Source organism: Clostridium thailandense, from assembly GCF_019207025.1.
Classification (GTDB): domain Bacteria; phylum Bacillota; class Clostridia; order Clostridiales; family Clostridiaceae; genus Clostridium_AM; species Clostridium_AM thailandense.
In genome coordinates, this window is record NZ_JAEEGC010000096.1 from 1 (window position 1) to 18,436 (window position 18,436).

Sequence of the window (18,436 nt, forward strand, 5' to 3'; positions counted from 1 at the left end):
GAAGAAGCATTAGTATTAAAGAAAAAGACTGGTGGAAAGGTTACCATAATAAGTATGGGACCACCACAAGCAGAAAAAGCTTTAAGAGAAGCTATAGCTATGGGTGCAGATGAAGCGATACTTATATCAGACAGGGCCTTTGGTGGAGCGGATACACTAGCTACATCGCACACACTAGCAGGAGCGTTAAAGAAATTAGATTATGACATAATATTTGCAGGAAGACAAGCTATAGATGGAGATACAGCTCAAGTTGGACCAGAAATAGCTGAACATTTAGGAATTCCACAAGTTACTTATGTAGAAAAGATAGATGTTGATGGTGATTCCTTAAAAGTACAAAGAGCATGGGAAGATGGATATGAAGTAATAAGTGTTAAAACTCCAGTACTTTTAACAGCTATAAAAGAATTGAATGAGCCAAGATATATGCATATGGCTAATATATTTGAAACCTTTAATAAAGAAATTAAAATCTGGAATGCAGATAATATAGATGTGGACAAATCTTTACTTGGACTAAGTGGATCTCCTACAAAGGTTAAAAAGTCATCCACTAAGGAGGCAAAAGGACAAGGAGAAATGGTAATTTTTCCTGCTAAAGAAGCAGCATTTTATGCAGTAAAAAAATTAAAGGAAAAGCACTTAATTTAAGGAGGAATTTGAAATGAACATAGCAGAATATAAAGGTGTATGGGTATTTGCTGAACAAAGAGACGGAGAACTTCAAAAGGTATCCTTAGAATTATTAGGAAAAGGTAGAGATTTAGCAAACAAGTTAGGAGTAGAATTAACAGCTCTTTTACTTGGAAGTGATATAGATAATATAGCGAGAGAATTAGTGGCTTATGGATCCGATAAAGTAATATATGCTGACAGCCCATTATTAAAACACTTTACAACGGATGGATATACAAAAGTTATATGTGATTTAGTAAATGAGGCAAAACCAGAGTCTATACTAATTGGTGCTACTTTCATGGGCCGAGACTTGGCTCCAAGAGTAGCGGCAAGACTTTCTACAGGGCTTACAGCAGATTGTACATCTCTTGATATAGATCCAGAAAATAAGAACTTACTTATGACAAGACCAGCCTTTGGTGGAAACTTAATGGCAACAATAGTTTGTGGAGATCACAGACCACAAATGTCGACAGTAAGACCTGGTGTGTTCAGTAAGTTGGAAAAAGATAGTACAAGAACTGGAGAAATTCAAAAGGTAGCTGCTAATTTAACAGAAGCAGATATAAGAACTAAAACACTAGATGTAGTTAAAGCTTGCAAGGATTGCGTGGACATTGGAGAAGCAAAAATAATAGTTGCAGGTGGAAGAGGCCTAGGGAATAAAGAAGGTTTCGAACTATTGAAGGAACTTGCTGATACACTTGGAGGAAGCGTTGCAGGGTCAAGAGCGGCTATAGATAACGGTTGGTTAGATAAAGCATATCAGGTTGGACAAACCGGTAAGACTGTTAGACCAAACCTCTACATAGCTTGTGGAATATCAGGAGCAATACAGCATTTAGCTGGAATGCAGGATAGTGATTATATTATAGCTATAAATAAGGATGAGAATGCAGCTATAATGAAAGTTGCAGATCTTGCTATAGTAGGAGACTATACAAAAGTTATTCCTGAGTTTGTAGACCAAATTAGAAAAATGAATAGTTAATTAAAAGATTAGCATACTAGGTGCCACCAATCTGGGGTGCCATAGGATATATAGTTAACAGCTAGGTGAATAAATTGATTAGTATTTTCTGGCTGTTAACAAAATTATATGAGAATTTTATATTTTATAAAAGCCTAACGACTAAAAAGTTAGGCGAGTTAATGCTTGTGGAATTCCGCAAGTAATTAAGATTAGATAGAAATACGAGGAGGAATTCAACATGAAAAAGATATGTGTACTTGGTGCTGGAACTATGGGAGCAGGAATAGCTCAAGCTTTTGCTGCTAAAGGTTATGAAGTAGTGCTAAGAGATATAAAGGATGAATTCGTTGAAAGAGGAATTGCTGGAATAAAAAAAGGTCTTTCAAAATTAGTAACTAAAGGCAAAATGTCTCAAGAAGATGCTGATGCTATAGAGGGCAGAATAACAGGAACAACAGATTTAAACTTAGCAGCAGATTGCGATTTAGTAGTTGAGGCTGCTGTTGAAAATATGGAAATAAAGAAACAGATATTTAGTGATTTAGATAAGATATGTAAAGCAGAAACAATTCTTGCTTCTAACACATCATCTTTATCAATAACTGAAGTTGCAGCAGCAACAAATAGACCAGACAAAGTTATAGGAATGCATTTCTTTAACCCAGCACCAGTAATGAAGCTTATAGAAATAATAAAGGGAATGGCTACTTCTGATGAAACTTTTAATGCTATAAAAGAGTTATCAGTAGCTATTGGAAAAGAACCAGTTGAAGTTTCCGAAGCTCCTGGTTTTGTTGTAAACAAAATATTAGTTCCAATGATAAATGAAGCAGTAGGAATTTTTGCAGAAGGAATAGCTTCTGCTGAAGATATAGATAAGGCTATGATGCTTGGTGCTAATCATCCAATGGGACCTTTAGCATTAGGTGATCTTATAGGTTTAGACGTGTGTTTAGCTATAATGGATGTTCTATATAAAGAAACAGGAGATACAAAATATAGAGCTCATGCGCTATTAAGAAAGTATGTAAGAGCTGGATATCTTGGAAGAAAAACAGGAAAAGGATTATTTGATTATATAAAATAATTGCTTGAAAACATATAGAAAAATAATAAAATCAGACTGGTGCTTAAAAATATATGATCTATTACAGAAGAGTTTTTAAATTTTAAGCCTATGTAGATTTGCTGAATTCAAATATAATACTGAAAAGGAGCAGGTGTCATGTTGGCTTTAAGTGCGTTGGATAATATAAAAGCTTTTGCGGAATTGGAGGCAGCTATAATACCAGGAGGTGGTATATATCTAATTAATGAAGGAAATACATATACTTGGCGAAAAGCGTCAAAAGCTTTTGACCTGAATGTATTTCGGGTTGGAGATAAAATAAATAGTAATAGTATAGTATTCAGAGCAATGGAAGAAAATAAAACATTAATTCAGAGTATTCCGGCATATATTTATGGAACAAAGATGATTGCTATTGCTGAACCAGTTGTAAACGAAGATGGACAAGTTGTAGGGGCATTTTCAATTATATTCCCTAAGTTACATCCAGTATTAAAATCATTTAATAATTTTGCACCTATCATGGCTGAAGCATTTCCTGAAGGAGCTTTTATATTAGCAACAGATTTAGAAAAGGTCACTCACAGGCAGCCTTCAAAAAAATTTGATGTACCTGGCTTATATATTGGATGTGAATTAGATGAGGAGGAGATTGCAAGCAAGGTTATAAAATCAAAACAATCTGTTTCGATAGAACTAGATAGTTCAGCATATGGAGTTCCTACTTATGTAACCGCTTATCCGTTATTTGATGAAGATGATTCGTATGAAGTTGTTGCTACATTAGGAGTAGCAGTACCTAAGATAACTGCCAGCAGTCTTCGTGATATGTCAGAAAATCTTGAAAGTAGTCTTTCAAGAATAGCTTCTGCAATTGGAGGAATAGCTGTATCAGCATCTCATATCCATTCGAATCAACAGGAGCTTAACAAGGAAATTAAAGAAATAATAGAACTAACAGAGGGAATAGATGAAGTATCAACCTTTATAAAAAAAATCGCTGAAGCAATAAAAATGCTTGGATTAAATGCATCAATTGAAGCTGCTAGAGCTGGAGAAGCAGGAAAAGGTTTTGGCGTTGTTGCAAAAGAAATAAAAAAGTTATCCGAACAATCTAAAAGTACAGTCCTAAAAATTAAAGAACTAACCAATAAAATTAAGGAAAAAGTAGATGAGACAAGTATGAAAAGTTGCATATCACTTTCTTCAAGTCAGGAACAGGCTGATATTACAGAAGAAATTACAACTAGTATTCAGGGGATAACTTCTATGTCGGTAGAATTAAATAAAATTGCACATGAGTTGTAACCTTATAGAAATTAATAGGAATTAAGAAGAATAAATAGGAGATTTGGAAATGGACAATAAAAAATATATAGGTCTGCTTAATTACATGAAGGATTTAGGGAGCGTTGTGGTAGCTTTTTCAGGAGGTGTGGACAGCACATTTTTACTTAGGGCAGCAAAGGAAGCGTTAGGAGATAAAGTAGCTGCGCTCACAATAGTCGCTCCTTATATTCCTAGATGGGAAGTTAGTGAAGCAAAGGAATTGGTGAAAAAAATCGGCATAAGGCATGAATTCTTAGAGGTTCCTACCATAATAGATGAAATTAAGTTAAATCCTAAAGACAGATGCTATCTGTGTAAAAAAACCTTATTTTCTATGGTAAAAAGCTTTGCAAAAAATAATGGGTTTGAATATGTAGTGGATGGAACAAACGTTGATGATATAAATGAGTACAGACCAGGATTAAGGGCATTAAAAGAACTTGGAATTAGAAGCCCTCTTCTTGAAAATGGACTGACAAAAAGTGAAATAAGAGAGTTGTCAAAAGAACTTGATCTGCCTACCTGGAACAAAGCATCTTATGCATGCCTCCTTTCAAGGATCCCTTATAATACTGAGCTTAGAGAAGAGGATTTTGATAAAATAGAGAAATCAGAAAGATATATGATAGATAATGGATTCAAGGTTGTTCGTGTAAGATGCCATAAAGATTTAGCAAGAATAGAAGTTCCAAGAAACGATATTAAGAGATTAATTGTTATGGATTTATTAGATGAAATTTCCCTGAAGTTTAAAGAGTTTGGATTTAAGTATGTATCACTGGATGTTCAGGGATACAAAACAGGAGGATTTAATTCTGATATAGAAGGAGAGGTAAAGCAAGATGCTAAGAGAACTTTTACACGAGGTTAAGAATGGAACTATTTCCATTGATGATGCAGTTAGCAAACTTGAGGATTTACCATATAAGGATCTAGGATATGCGAAAATTGATAACCATAGAGAAATAAGGGTGGGATATCCTGAAGTAGTATATTGTGCAGGAAAGACAGTTAATCAGGTTGCAGGTATTATTAAATTTATGAATACAAGAGATAATAATATTTTAGGAACTAGAGCTACAAAAGAAATGTACGAAGCTGTCAAAAGGATTTGCAGCGAAGCAGAATATAATGAGCTTGCAAGAACAATTACAGTAAAAAAGAAAGAGATTGCTATTACAGAAACTTATATTGCCATTATAACAGCAGGTACTTCGGATATACCGGTGTCAGAAGAAGCAGCAGTTACGGCAGAGCTTTTTGGAAACAAAGTTATAAAAATAAATGATGTTGGTGTTGCAGGTATACATAGATTATTAAGTAAGCTGGAAATAATAAGAGGTGCTAAAGTTGTAATTGCAGTGGCAGGAATGGAAGGGGCTCTTGCAAGCGTTATTGGGGGACTTGTTAATAAACCGATTATTGCTGTGCCGACAAGTGTAGGATATGGAGCCAGCTTTGGTGGGATTGCGGCACTACTTTCAATGCTAAATAGCTGCGCCAGTGGTTCTAGTGTTGTAAATATAGATAACGGTTTTGGAGCTGGATATTTGGCAAGTATGATAAATAAGCTTTAACAATATTATAAGGTACTGTAATCTAGAATAAATAATAATTTTAAATTGCAGTGCCTTATTTTCATTAGAAATTATATATTTAATAATTGTACACCAATTCGTATGGTTTTATGACATTTGCATTATAAATTGCCTTACTAATATTACTATGTAATTAAAAATTAGATGTATTTTAATATTTGTTTATATGGGTAAAATCCACAACATCGCGTCTTACCCTAGCAAGTTTTGGCTCACCAACAACAGGATACCCTAAGCGGCAGGAAAAGGCAATTCTAAGGTGATCTGGAATGTTGAGAATTCTTTTTACTTCCTTTTCTACTGGCCCGCCGATTAGTGCACTAACTATTTGAACGCCAATACCTAAAGAATTTGCCATTAGCCACATATTTTCCATAATACAACCTAGACTCATTATACCTAAAAAATCTCCTTCTGAAGCTGGTGCTCTACGATTAGGATCATACAGAAAAACTAATAAAACATCAGTTGCTTTTAAAAACTTGCCTATAAAATCATTCGTAATTTCCTTTTGATCATCTTTTGGTGTAGCAGTAAATCGTGTACTTAAGAGTCCCGTTTTTCTCTTTCTAAATTCCTCCTCCGAGAATGATAAATGTGGATAATTTTCTTTGATATAGGTTTTAGAAATTGTATATTTTATATTACCTATGGATTGTAAAAGTGTTTTATCATCAACTACTACTATTTCGAAATTTTGCATGTTGTGTGCCGTAGGTGCCCAGCTGCAAGCTTCTAAAATCTTATGAAGATCCTCTTTCCCCATGGATTTTTTCGAATCAAAAAGTCCTCTTATTGATTTTCTTTCCTTAATAAGTTCTAATGTATCTTTCACAATAGTGCCTCCTTCTTATAATTAATTTTAGTGGATTATATTAGGATATGTATAAATTATATAAAAAAAATGACTGTTCTTATCATGTGAATTAATAATTGAATCAATAGTTTCTAAATAAGAATTACTATTTATTTAGAGATATAATGCTATTTTAAAATTTTCTAGAGGAATATCCTATTTGAAAGTTTCCAAAACGGAATTAATCATTTCTGCTTTTAAACTTAACGATTTAACGTTGCTGTCATATAATTTAATTATAGGTAAGAAAGAGTGACAAAAATTTCATGTAAATAGTAAGGATTCATTAAATGGAGGAATTAGTATGAGGATACTTTATTATGATTGTTTTGCAGGAATAAGTGGAGATATGAATTTAGGAGCTATGCTGGATGTTGGGGTAGACAACAATTACTTAATAGAAGAGCTCTCAAAATTAAACTTGGATGATGAGTTTGAAATAAAAATTGGAAAAGAACTCAGAAAAGGAATTGAAGGAACAAAGATAGAGGTTGTTCTAAAACATGATGATGAAGATCATCATCATCATCACCATGATCATAGAAATCTAAAAAATATTGAGAACATAATAAGTTCCAGTGAGTTAAATGACAATGTAAAAAAAATCAGTTTAAGCATGTTTAGGAAAATAGCAGAAGCAGAGGCAAAGATTCATGGAAAAACGTTATATGAAGTACATTTTCATGAGGTAGGGGCTGTTGACTCTATTGTTGATGTAGTTGGAGCTGCTATTTGCTTGGACTATCTTAAAGTGGATAAAGTTGTGGCTTCTTCCATTGAGCTTGGAGGAGGGTTTGTAAAATGTGCTCACGGAGTTATTCCTATTCCAGCACCTGCCACAGTAGAGATATTGAAAGGAGTACCAGTGAGGTTGGGGAAAGTACCTTTTGAAACTACAACTCCTACTGGGGCGGCAATATTAGTTTCCTCTGTGAATGAATTTTCCGATACTAAAGAATTTATAATTGAAAAGACGGGATATGGTATAGGTGAAAGAGATTTAGAGATACCTAATGTGTTAAGGGTTTATTTAGGTAAAAGTTAAATTGTAAACGATATAAATATGAAATATCAATAAAGTAAGCAATGAGTATTTGTATAAATATTGGAGGTATGAAGAATGAATGAAACATTAAAGAAGAAGTATCCGTAAATATAAAGATGAGCAGTTAAATCAGATACTGGAAGCTGGCATATTTGCACCAAATGGTATGGGAAATCAACATGTAGTAATAGTAGTTGTACAAGATAAAGAATTAATTCAAAGACTTTCGAGGATGAATGTAAAAATTATGGGAAATTCGGATATAGATCCTTTTTATGGAGCTCCAACTATAATTATTGTACTGGCAGTTGGAAGGATTCATTCTTGCTTCCAGATGATGTATACCTCTTAATGCTACAATAGAAAATGTTAAAGCTATGGTTTACGTAGCTACAGGTAAGTAAATTTAAATATATATTAGCTTGAATTTTAAGGGGTATTTTTATAAATAGCCCCTTTTGGTTTACATAAGATTGGGCTGTAATGCAGTTGTAGAATCAATTTTGAAAAGCATTGCATGTATGCTTTTCACTATCATTAAGATGATAGTGTTTTTTGAGGAGGTACATAAATTGTTAGAATTCTTCTATAAGTTAACTGATGCAATAAATTAATATTGAAAAAAGTCTGGCAAGCAGTTATATTTATCTCTAAGAAATTTGATTTTTGATGAAAAAAGGAGGATAAATTAGATTGAATTATAAAGGAATTACCTTACTTCAGATTGAATACTTTTTTTCAGTCGCAAGATATCTAAATTTTACAGAAGCCGCAAGAAACTTATATGTTTCACAACCTGCGTTAAGTAAGCATATTGCAATGTTAGAAAATGAAATAGGTGTTCAGCTTTTTTTTAGAACAAAGAGAGATGTTCGATTAACAGCAGCAGGGATGATTCTGCTTAAAGAGATGGGTGGTATAATAGAACTTATAGAAAATGCTATAGAAAAATCTAAAAAACTTAATTTAGAAGAGGATAGTAATATTAGTATTGGATGTTTAGAAGCTATGGAGACAAGCACTTTTTTGCCAGTAATGATAAGAAAGTTTAGAGAAAAATATTCTAGTGTAAATCTAGTGCTTGAGAGGCATTCTTTTAAGGTATTAAGAGAAAAGCTAATTAATGGAACTTTAGATATAATATTTACTCTTTCCTTTGAAATTGATGATTCTCTTGGCATTCTTTCAGATATTGTATATGAAGGTAATGCTTATATTGTAATGGAAGCTTCTCATCCTCTTGCTAATAAAAGTGGTTTGATGCTTGAGGATTTTAAAAATGAAAATTTTATTATAATTTCTAGAGATGAATCTCCAAAAGGATTCGATGGAATTATAGGACTTTGTAAAAAGCATGGTTTCAGTCCTAAAATAGTGAAATCTCTTCCAAATGCAGAATCATTGATTTTATGTGTTGAATCTGGTTTGGGAGTTGCCTTACTTGACTCTAACATTAGATTATATAATAATCCTAATCTTAAAGGAATTAAAATAGAGGATAATTTTATAAGTGTCACTATGGCTTGGAAAAAGGAAAATATGAACACTGCCATCCCACTTTTTACAAACAGTGTTTTAAGTGAAGTAGAACTATAGAAAATAAATGTATACTAATTAGGATATTTAATTATGTATTAAAAGAGTAAAATTAAGCAGTATATAAAATAACTAAGTTTGGAATTTAGTATTTAAATTACAAAGCTTACAACAAGTATATTTTTAGTTGTAAGCTTTATTTTTATGCAAAAAATATGCCATAAACTAGTTTGCATTTATAACATAACAGAATAACAGTAATTCTAAATGTGTATTTTTCAGCAGGTGAAAACCTTGATAAAATATATACAAATAGTAAATCGTTTTCGAAAAGGAGAGAACTAAATGAAGGATTTAAGAAAAGAGCTAACTATAGAGGAAGAGCAAAAGCCTTACGCAAAGTATTTTCACCAATCGATTGCAGCACCTAACTCGCAGTTAATGAAGATTCTTAAACAAGGACAAATGAATCCAGCTAATACTTTGATGCTAGAAAATATAAATGATTTACTAAATGATGGATATGGAGAAGTTGAAACAGGATATTGTGTTCTTCCAAATGGATCAGGATATGTTGCCGAATTGTCATTCTAATGCTTTAGTATTAGGAGAAGTTTAGTGGGATGGCTTACACTTTCCTGTTGAATGCCAAGTTTGTGGAGCAGGTGGAGATTTAGAAAAAACAGAAGATGGAAAGTGGAAATTTATTATTGCTGCAAATGGATTAAGCCGCGATCGTACTACTGTTAAAGGCAGAGAATATCATTTAAGAGAAATTAGGCATACACAAGGAGGTTTTTATACGTCAGAAAATATGGCTACTGTTAAGGAAAAGTTTGTTAAGTACAAGGATATAAGTTTTCCAGCCATTGAAATTGATAGATAAAAGGAATAGCTTAATAAATTAATACTAGAATATTTAAAAAGTAAATTAAATAGGTAATGTATATACTGCAGTGCATGCAAGCTTTGACACAGTAGTTGAAATTTAATTAAATAGAAAAGGAGATATAAATATGGCTTTTAAAGTAATGGGTGTTACATCAGGAAGAAAGGATTCAAATTCTGATATTTTATTAAAGGAAGCACTTTTAGCGTGTCAAGAACAAGGTTCAGAAGTGATAATGATAAATCTTAGAGATTATAATATTTTAGAGTGTACAGGATGTATAACTTGTTCACACGGTATGTCTCAAGGAAAATATGTTGGCTGTACATTAGATACTAAAGATGACAAAAAAGCAATTATGGATGTCATGTTAAATCAGGATGCAGTTATTTTTGCAGCGCCTACCTATGATTTAATGCCTACTGCAACATTTTTAAAATTCATGCATAGAAATGTAAGTTATGAATCTGCATTTTTAGAATCAATTGGTGCAATTGAACACAGAGATAGAGTTGGTGCTTTAATTGCAGTAGGAGGTTCTACTCGTTCATGGCAGTCAATGGCATTAGAATGTATGCAGGCAACTTGTTTTACAAATGATTTTAAAATCGTGGATATGCTTTTAGCTACTCGTGTAGCAGCAGCTAAACACTGTTTATTGCATGATGATATGATTAAACGTGCTCATGAAATTGGCAGCAATGTCATGAAGTCATTGAACACACCAGCAAAAGAAAGAAAATGGTTAGGTGATGAAAATATGGGATGGTGCCCTAACTGTCACTCCAATGCTTTAATTTTAGGCGAAGTTCAATGGGATGGATTGCACTTCCCGATAGAATGTCAGGTTTGTGGAGCAGGTGGAGATTTAGAAAAAACAGAAGATGGAAAATGGAAATTTGTTATTGCTGAAAATGGATTATGCCGTGACCGTACTACTGTTGAGGGAAGAGAACATCATTTAAAAGAAATTATCCATACACAAGGGGGTTTTTATACGCCAGAAAATATGGCTACTGTTAAGGAAAAGTTTGTTAAATACAAGGATATAAGCTTTCCAGCCATTGAAATTCATAGAGAATAAATATTAAAAGTATTATATGAAAATAAGATTGAACTAAAAATAGCACTTACATTTATTTGATGCAAGTGCTATTTTTATAAACTGCTAATATAAACAGTTCAGGAGGATGAAATCAGGTGAAAAACAAAAAGGGAGATTTTTTATGGGGATTTGCATTATTAATATGGATATTAATTTTAGCAATACCTCATTCACGTGTAGTATTTATAGGAGTAACAGATGCCCATCCATATATGGGGGGATTCTTTAAATTTTGTATATTGGCAACTATGGGAGATTTACTTGGTGTTAGAATCTTAAAGAATGAATGGATTATACCAAAAGGTTTTATTTTTAAGGCTATTGTATGGGGAATCTTAGGAATGATGATTACCCTTGTATTTACAGTATTTGCTGCTGGTGCTGTGGCAGCGCAGACATCAGGCAAACTTCCTTTTGCAGGCTCAAAACTGGCGCAGGCTTTTTTCGGAAGTGCAATAATGAATTTAACCTTTGGGCCTATGATGTATATTTATCATAAGTTTGGAGATTTGTTTATTGATTTAAAGTATGAGAAAAAGGGTGGTAAGTTAACTGTTAAGGACTTTGTTGATAGAGTTGACTGGTATACAATCGTTAGCTTTTCATGGATAAAAACCTGTACATTAGTGTGGATACCATGTCATACAGTAGTATTTCTATTGCCGCCACAGTATAGAGTACTTGCATCTGCATTTCTATCTATATTATTAGGTATTCTAGTGGCAGTTTCAAAAAAAGGAAGTCAAAAACCTGAAATATTGGTGGCAAGTTTTTAAAATTTTTGTTCTGAAAAAGCTAGTAAATATAAAGGTTTATTAGCTTTTATCACTTATTAAATCACTTTTAAATGTATTGAAAATTCCCTTTGTCATATTTTGTATCATAATTTCTGAAAGATGTTCAGCAGATATAAAAATTTTTAATTCAAACCACCATCTTATTGATACCATCATATTAGCTAGAAACAGTTTGGAATAATCCTGACTTTTTACATGTATGACAGTATTATTTTCAATCTTACTAAATATTTTATTTTCGCCAATTTTAAGCATTTCATCAAAGACATTACTATTAATATCTGAATTCCACAATATAACATAAACTCTTTTTTGAGAAAGAAAAAAAGCTATAGTTTTTTCAATTTGATGGCGGTGATTAATAAGATCAGAACAAGGTAAATCTATAAATTCTGCATCTAAATTTTCATAAAAATTCCTTCCATAAATACATAATAATTTAGCCGACAATTTACTCTAATATGTTGCTTGAACAACAGTTGAAGAGCAGGTGTTGCTTAAGCAACATATAAAGCAAGGTTAATGATTGATGGTCATTTTTTGCTTTGTTATTATTATATCATTGAAAAATAAATGAAGAAAGAATATTAATAAATTCTTAATATCATATGTTATGAAAGGATGAATCAAAATGAACAAACAATTTTCAAATTTATTCTCACCAATTAAGGTACGTAATTATACTTATAAAAATCGTATTATAAATGCACCTACCTTATTTGCTCATTCTGTTTTGTTTTTGCCAGAAATAAAGGAAAACGTTTATAGAATGGTTGAAAACAGAGCAAAGGGCGGTTCAGCAGCAGTTTCAACTGGTGAAATCTCTGTTAACGCAGAAGAAGCCTTATGTCTATTTTTAGAGCGTCCAGTAGATTTTTCTAAATATGAAGGCGAGGATTTTGAAGCTATAAAGGAATTTGCCACAAGAATTAAGAAGCATGGTGCTATTGCATATTTAGAATTTTGTCATGAAGGTGCAAGATCTGAAGCAAAACCTCCTTATCAGCCTTGGGGACCAGATGGTTATATAAGAGAAGATGGTGTTGAAGTAAAGGCAATGGGTCTTGCTATGATGGAAAAAGTTTGTGAGGATTTTGCACAAATATCTCGTTTTGCAAAAGCCTGTGGCTTTGATGGAGTATTGGTTCATGGAGGTCATGGATTTAATATGCAGCAGTTTCTTTCTCCATGGACAAATCATCGCAGGGATGAATTTGGTGGAAGCATGGAAAATCGTGCTCGTTTTCCAATGATGATTCTTGATGCAGTTCGTGAAGCCATTGGTGAAGAAATGATTATTGAACTGAGAATAAGTGCAGAGGATGGAGTTGAAGGTGGACTTACAATTGATGACACAGTTGAATTCTGCAAATTAATTGATGGTAAGGTTGATATAATTCATGTATCAAATGGTTTAAAATGGGCTGGTAATCAAACTAACACTTTTTCAGATTTCTTTAAGGTCCATGGGATAAACGTTGAACACGCAGCAAAGATAAAGAAAGTTGTAAAAAAATCATTAATTGCAGTAATTGGCGGCATCAATAGTCCAGAACAGGCAGAAGAAATAATAGCTTCAGGAAAAGCAGATTTTATTGAACTTGGAAGACAGGGATTTGCAGATCCAGAGTTTGCTAATAAGGCTAAAAATGGTGAAGCAGATAAGATAAGAAGATGTGTAAGGTGTTTTCAATGTTATCCTGGATTCTGTGAACATAAAACAGATATACCACTTTGGGAAAAGTTATCTAAAGAAGAAGCAGCCAAGATTTATTCTCCAGCATCAATGGGAAGGTGTGCTATAAATCCTAATTCAGGTTTTGGTCACTATCCTGATCGTATGCAAGTTCCTAAAAAAAGCAGAGAAGTATTAGTTATTGGTGGAGGTGCTGGTGGGCTTCAGGCAACATTGACAGCAAAGGAAAGAGGTCATAAGGTAACTCTTGCTGAAAAGAGCAATAGATTAGGTGGTATTATTAATTTTACAGATATAGATGAAGACAAGGTTGATTTGAGAAACTTTAAGAATCTTTTAATTAGAGAAGTAGAAAATGATAAAGATATTAACGTTATGATGAATACAGAAGCAGATGAAAAATTAATTAATGAAATTAATCCAGATGCAGTAATAATAGCAGTAGGATCACATCCGTTAGTTCCTAAAATTCCTGGCATTGATACAGCTATGAATGCTCTTGAGGCTTATAACTCAATGGACAAGATAGGTAAGAAGGTTGTATTAGTAGGAGGTGGACTTGTTGGCTGTGAAGTAGGACTTCATCTTGCAAGTAAAGGCAAAGAGGTTACAGTTGTTGAAATGAATACAATGATGGCATTTGAGACCTTTGGATATTACAGAAATGCGCTGCTAGATGAAATGGATAAAAGATCTATAAAACAGCTTCTTGGTGCTAAGTGTCTTGAATTTAAGAAGGATGGAGTTTTAGTTTCAAAAGATGGACAAGAATCCTTTATTCAAGCAGACACCGTTATTTATTCAATGGGAATGAAGGCAAATACTAAAGATGTTGAAAAACTAAAAGATATATGTAAGGATAAAGAAGTACATGTTATTGGAGATTGTTTAAAGCCAGGTAAGGTAGGAGACTCAGTTAGAAGTGGATATATGGCGGCTATGTCAATCATCTAGAAAAAAGTTAGTTCAGAACTAATTTGAAGCTATAAATAGAAAAAGTATGTAAAATTTGAGTTGTCTCAGAATAGTATGAGACAACTTCTTCTATTTTAAAATAAAAAATAAGAGTTGGAAAAATCCAATCATGAAGAAATTTACAGGATTCTTAAGTGTACAGAAACTTAGATGTTCTGAAAATTTTTTAGAGAATTAAAATTCTAAATTTTGTGAAATATTATTGACGTATTATAATAAAAGAATTATAATAAAATCGTAAAAAATAAAAACTTACGAAAATTACAATTCTAAATATAAAGAGCAAATGTTAGTTATCTTAAAATAACTCATTTAACTTATCTGGAGGTGATAAAGAATATGAATGGCATTCCTAAACTAAAAAAATATCAATACGAGAAAACATACAAGTGTTCAAGAAAAAGTGATAACCAGGTTATTTTTTCAAATGATGTTTCTGGTGAAATTCATGAAGATATACCAAGAGATGAGATACAAGGTTGTCTAGAAGTGTGGTTGGAAGGTCTTAAAAGAGGAGAATATAGAATAAATCTTTTTTAGAGCTAAAGTGATATGAGAAATAATTTTTTAGGAATAATAAATATTTTTATTGTCTGTAAAACAAAATTATTATCTTATGTGAAAAATTACATGATAAAAATATATTGATTAAAAGATTTAAAGCGGAAAAATGGTAAAAATTTTTGCAGCCGATTAGGCTGCTAGGTTATCAGTTTTTATGTGACATAAAAATGTTATTAAAGGTCTGTAGATTAGGATTAGAGTTATCTTGACGCCATACAAGGCAGCAGCTTGGATCACTGATAGGGGGACCATCTATATTTAAAAATTTTACTAAAGAACTTTCTGTTAGAACATTTGTTGAGTCAAGAACAGTTATACCTATACCTGATTCAACTAAAATCATAACTGTTTGAACAGTTGGAGCAAATCTAAATTTGGGTATGAAACCCTCTTTTTTGCAAGCATCAATAATTAAAGTATTAGTCAGATGTGAATCTTCAGCAGAAGGTATAATAAAAGTTTCATCTTTTAAATCCAATAAGCAGACCTTTTTTAGTGTTGCTAATCTATGACCGATTGGTACGACAATATGGTCAAAAGATTTTTCAACAACATGATACATCAAGTTGGTTCTTTTCTCAATATCAAAGTAGAGTGTGAGAGCAAAATCAAGTCTTCCATCATATAACATTTCAGTTAGCCCATTAAAACTGTAACTCATTATATTTATTTGTAGGTTCTCATGAGAATAATTAAGTTGATTAATTGTCTTGATTAATGAATTTGGAGGTCTCATGCCGTCTAATATGCCTATGTTAAGGTAACCTGTAAGTCCCATATCAATATTTTTCGCTTTAGCTACAGCTGTATTGTATTCGTTATAAATATATTCAAGACTATCTGCTAATGCCATTGCAGCTGGAGTTGGTACAACTTTTTTATTCGTTCTCATAAAAAGTTGCATATTTAATTCCAATTCCATTGTTGAAATTTGACGACTTAAAGCAGGTTGAGTAATATAAAGCTGATCAGCAGCCTTGTTAAAATTTAAACATTTTACTAAAGTAATAAAGTATTTAATTTGATTAATATTCAAACTCATAACCGCCTATTTAGCATTTAAGCTATAATTCTCAAAAGCTATTCAAATAAGTATAACATTTTAATACATAAAAACTCCAGTAACATTGATTATATAATCTATATTGTATGATAATATCAAATTAAAAGTAGAGTTACCCTCCGGCATATGTTGCTAAACTTCAGCACGATAAAAATTTTTAATTATTCTAAAGCTCAGCATTTTGAAAATCTAAGAATTATTGATTTATAATAATTTATTAACGTAATTTGGCAACTATTACTAAAAGACATCGTATTATACGATATAATTATTATACTTTAATGGATTATTTTAATATAATTATGTTTGCATAGTAATATAAACTTTTGAAAAACGGTTTCAAAAGTTTTGCTATGGATGTAATAGGAGTAATTATGTGACATAAAAAGTGAAAATCATATTAGAAAATTAATATATTTTATTAACAATTAATTGAAAAAGTATTTGGTATAAAATTTAAAATTATATAAAATATTAAGTTTTTAAGGAGGATATATTATGAGCAAAAGATTAATTGAATCAATGGCCGACCTTGACGAAGATATTGTATTATATGATGATATTCATGACATCGGAAAAAATATTGTAACAACTGTAATGAGTAGTAATGGTTTTGAAGTTATAGATTTAGGTGTTGATGTACCAACAGGAAAATTCATTGAAGCTATTAAACAGTACAAGCCTAAAGTAGTTGGAATATCTTGTCTTTTAACTACATGCTTTGACAACGTAAAGGCATGTATACATGCAATAGAGGATGCAGGACTTAGAAATGATACAAAGATATTAGTAGGTGGAGACCCTGTAGATGACGCTGCTGGTAAGTATATGAGAGCAGACATTGTAGCTAAGAATGCACAGAATACTGTGGATTATTGCAAAAAATTTGTGGAGGTATAACAAAATGAAGACAACACAAGAATTGTATAATGAACGATTAACTAGATTTAGAAAGGCTGTGGCTTTAGAAAAACCAGATAGAACTCCAGTTGTAATGATGGCAGATTCCTTCTGTGCTGTACAGATGGGGGTGAAATTATCGGAATTCGCAAAAAGTATTGAATATTCTAATAAAGTGATTGTAGATGCACTTAAAAAATTTAAAGATTTTGATGGAACTACAGCTACCTTTGCTGCTGCTAGAGTATTTCCTTTTCAATTTATGTCAAAAATCAAGCTTCCAGGACGTGAATTAGCTGATAATGTACTTTGGCAACTTGACGAAAAAGAACTGATGAAAGCTGAGGACTATGACACAATACTGAATAAAGGCTGGAATGAGTTTAAATTGGACTACATAGAAAACAGATTGAATATTGATTTTGCTAAAGCTCAGGAAGAAATGGCTTACATCCCTCAGGCAAAAAAGAATGTTGAAGATGCAGGATATGTGGTATATAGTCCTATGGTATGTCAAACTGTTAATGAATTTTTAGGTGGCGGACGTTCAATGGCTAAGTACATGAGAGATTTGTACAAAATACCAGATAAAGTTGAAGCTGTATTAGACGTCATTTTGAAGCAATCTATTGAAGATTTAAGAAAGGAAATTAGAGAACTAAGGCCTGAAGTTGTATTTCTTTCTCCTGCACGTGGAGCTAGTGAATTTTATTCTCCTAAGTTATGGGAACGTTTTGTATGGAAATACATAAAGGAAACAGCAGATGCAATTATAGAAGAAGGTTCTGTATGCGATATTCATTGTGATTCAAACTGGGAACGTGATCTTGACTACTTTAAAGTTTTTCCTAAGGGAAAATGTGTATTTGAAACTGACGGAACAACAGATATTTATAAAATAAAAGAAAAGCTTGGAGGTCGCTTGTGTATTAAAGGTGATGTTCCATCATCAAAGCTTGTTCTTTCAGACCCAGATGAAATATATGATTACTGTACAAGACTCATTAAGGATATTGGTTCAGGACTTATCCTTTCTAGTGGATGTATGATGCCTCCAAATGCAAAAATGGAAAATGTAGAAGCAATTATTGCTGCTGCTGCCGGAAAGTAGAAATATTAAATAAGCTTTAATATAGACATCCACGGCCGAAAATTAACTTATAAAAAATATTTATTGATAACAGTTAACACAAATTAAATATTTTTTTAGAGGACAGAGGACAATTGACATAGGACAGTAAAGGAGGATTTTTCTCCGCTACACTACGAAAAATCTTTAATTTAAAAGAAATTTCTACTTTCTGAGTATTTGAATAAGCTATGTTTTACACTCACAAAACAAGCCTAAAAAAATGAATTA

17 protein-coding genes and 3 pseudogenes are annotated in these 18,436 nt (G+C 32.3%); 17 read left to right on the plus strand and 3 right to left on the minus strand.

Features of this window, described 5'->3' with window-relative positions; all coding sequences use genetic code 11:
• From I6U48_RS17575 to larB, 6 genes are all read left to right on the plus strand, one after another.
• A partial coding sequence (locus tag I6U48_RS17575) for an electron transfer flavoprotein subunit beta/FixA family protein (protein WP_218321773.1) occupies positions 1 to 654 on the plus strand: 654 nt, incomplete at its 5' end.
• Positions 655 to 667: 13 nt separating this feature from the next.
• The gene (locus tag I6U48_RS17580; protein WP_218321774.1) at positions 668 to 1,672 is read left to right on the plus strand and encodes an electron transfer flavoprotein subunit alpha/FixB family protein; all 1,005 of its coding nucleotides are present in this window, start codon (positions 668 to 670) and stop codon (positions 1,670 to 1,672) included.
• 220 nt (positions 1,673 to 1,892) lie between these two features.
• Complete coding sequence (locus I6U48_RS17585) at positions 1,893 to 2,741, plus strand: 3-hydroxybutyryl-CoA dehydrogenase (RefSeq protein ID WP_218321775.1); 849 nt, start codon at positions 1,893 to 1,895, stop codon at positions 2,739 to 2,741.
• A 138-nt stretch (positions 2,742 to 2,879) separates the two neighbouring features.
• Complete coding sequence (locus I6U48_RS17590) at positions 2,880 to 4,031, plus strand: methyl-accepting chemotaxis protein (protein ID WP_218321776.1); 1,152 nt, start codon at positions 2,880 to 2,882, stop codon at positions 4,029 to 4,031.
• Between the two features lie 49 nt (positions 4,032 to 4,080).
• Positions 4,081 to 4,923: an ATP-dependent sacrificial sulfur transferase LarE gene (gene larE / locus I6U48_RS17595; RefSeq protein ID WP_218321777.1), complete on the plus strand. Its 843-nt coding sequence runs from the start codon at positions 4,081 to 4,083 to the stop codon at positions 4,921 to 4,923.
• Entirely contained in the window at positions 4,895 to 5,629 is a 735-nt protein-coding gene (gene larB / locus I6U48_RS17600; RefSeq protein ID WP_218321778.1) for a nickel pincer cofactor biosynthesis protein LarB, read from the plus strand. Before larE ends, larB begins: the two co-directional genes overlap by 29 nt.
• A 172-nt stretch (positions 5,630 to 5,801) precedes the next feature.
• Here the strand turns inward: larB and I6U48_RS17605 are convergent, their stop codons facing one another.
• Positions 5,802 to 6,485 carry a nitroreductase family protein gene (locus tag I6U48_RS17605; RefSeq protein WP_218321779.1) on the minus strand — a complete coding sequence of 228 codons (684 nt, stop codon included), beginning with the start codon at positions 6,483 to 6,485 and terminating at the stop codon, positions 5,802 to 5,804.
• 325 nt (positions 6,486 to 6,810) lie between these two features.
• Between I6U48_RS17605 and larC the strand changes: the two are divergent.
• From larC to I6U48_RS17635, 7 genes and pseudogenes are all read left to right on the plus strand, one after another.
• A pseudogene (gene larC / locus I6U48_RS17610) lies at positions 6,811 to 7,545 on the plus strand (nickel pincer cofactor biosynthesis protein LarC); the annotation flags it as partial.
• A gap of 106 nt (positions 7,546 to 7,651) precedes the next feature.
• Positions 7,652 to 7,903 carry a nitroreductase family protein gene (locus I6U48_RS17615; RefSeq protein ID WP_218321791.1) on the plus strand — a complete coding sequence of 84 codons (252 nt, stop codon included), beginning with the start codon at positions 7,652 to 7,654 and terminating at the stop codon, positions 7,901 to 7,903.
• Between the two features lie 341 nt (positions 7,904 to 8,244).
• Entirely contained in the window at positions 8,245 to 9,147 is a 903-nt protein-coding gene (locus tag I6U48_RS17620; RefSeq protein WP_218321781.1) for a LysR substrate-binding domain-containing protein, read from the plus strand.
• A 426-nt stretch (positions 9,148 to 9,573) separates the two neighbouring features.
• Positions 9,574 to 9,681 carry a DAPG hydrolase family protein gene (locus tag I6U48_RS29785; RefSeq protein ID WP_246615422.1) on the plus strand — a complete coding sequence of 36 codons (108 nt, stop codon included), beginning with the start codon at positions 9,574 to 9,576 and terminating at the stop codon, positions 9,679 to 9,681.
• Positions 9,665 to 9,973 (plus strand): annotated as a pseudogene (locus I6U48_RS29790) (flavodoxin family protein); the annotation flags it as partial. The gene I6U48_RS29785 and the pseudogene I6U48_RS29790, both read left to right, overlap by 17 nt.
• Before the next feature lie 130 nt (positions 9,974 to 10,103).
• Positions 10,104 to 11,060 carry a flavodoxin family protein gene (locus I6U48_RS17630; RefSeq protein WP_218321783.1) on the plus strand — a complete coding sequence of 319 codons (957 nt, stop codon included), beginning with the start codon at positions 10,104 to 10,106 and terminating at the stop codon, positions 11,058 to 11,060.
• 116 nt (positions 11,061 to 11,176) lie between these two features.
• The gene (locus tag I6U48_RS17635; protein ID WP_218321784.1) at positions 11,177 to 11,857 is read left to right on the plus strand and encodes a hypothetical protein; all 681 of its coding nucleotides are present in this window, start codon (positions 11,177 to 11,179) and stop codon (positions 11,855 to 11,857) included.
• A gap of 39 nt (positions 11,858 to 11,896) precedes the next feature.
• On the opposite strand, the gene I6U48_RS17640 is transcribed toward I6U48_RS17635, so the two are convergent.
• Positions 11,897 to 12,328, minus strand: coding sequence for a hypothetical protein (locus I6U48_RS17640; RefSeq protein ID WP_218321785.1), 432 nt, complete (start codon positions 12,326 to 12,328; stop codon positions 11,897 to 11,899).
• Positions 12,329 to 12,509: 181 nt separating this feature from the next.
• Between I6U48_RS17640 and I6U48_RS17645 the strand changes: the two genes are divergently transcribed.
• Positions 12,510 to 14,528, plus strand: coding sequence for an oxidoreductase (locus I6U48_RS17645; RefSeq protein WP_218321786.1), 2,019 nt, complete (start codon positions 12,510 to 12,512; stop codon positions 14,526 to 14,528).
• A gap of 360 nt (positions 14,529 to 14,888) precedes the next feature.
• Positions 14,889 to 15,089, plus strand: a complete 201-nt coding sequence (locus I6U48_RS17650; RefSeq protein WP_218321787.1) for a hypothetical protein — start codon at positions 14,889 to 14,891, stop codon at positions 15,087 to 15,089.
• Between the two features lie 169 nt (positions 15,090 to 15,258).
• Here I6U48_RS17650 and I6U48_RS17655 read toward each other — a convergent pair whose 3' ends face one another.
• The gene (locus I6U48_RS17655; protein ID WP_218321788.1) at positions 15,259 to 16,155 is read right to left on the minus strand and encodes a LysR family transcriptional regulator; all 897 of its coding nucleotides are present in this window, start codon (positions 16,153 to 16,155) and stop codon (positions 15,259 to 15,261) included.
• Positions 16,156 to 16,725: 570 nt separating this feature from the next.
• Between I6U48_RS17655 and I6U48_RS17660 the strand changes: the two are divergent.
• Together I6U48_RS17660 and I6U48_RS17665 are read left to right on the plus strand one after the other, a co-directional pair.
• Positions 16,726 to 17,076: pseudogene (locus tag I6U48_RS17660) on the plus strand (cobalamin B12-binding domain-containing protein); the annotation flags it as partial.
• A 4-nt stretch (positions 17,077 to 17,080) separates the two neighbouring features.
• On the plus strand, positions 17,081 to 18,187 hold the full coding sequence (locus I6U48_RS17665; RefSeq protein WP_218321790.1) for a uroporphyrinogen decarboxylase family protein: 1,107 nt from the start codon (positions 17,081 to 17,083) through the stop codon (positions 18,185 to 18,187).
• The last annotated feature ends 249 nt before the right edge of the window (positions 18,188 to 18,436 follow it).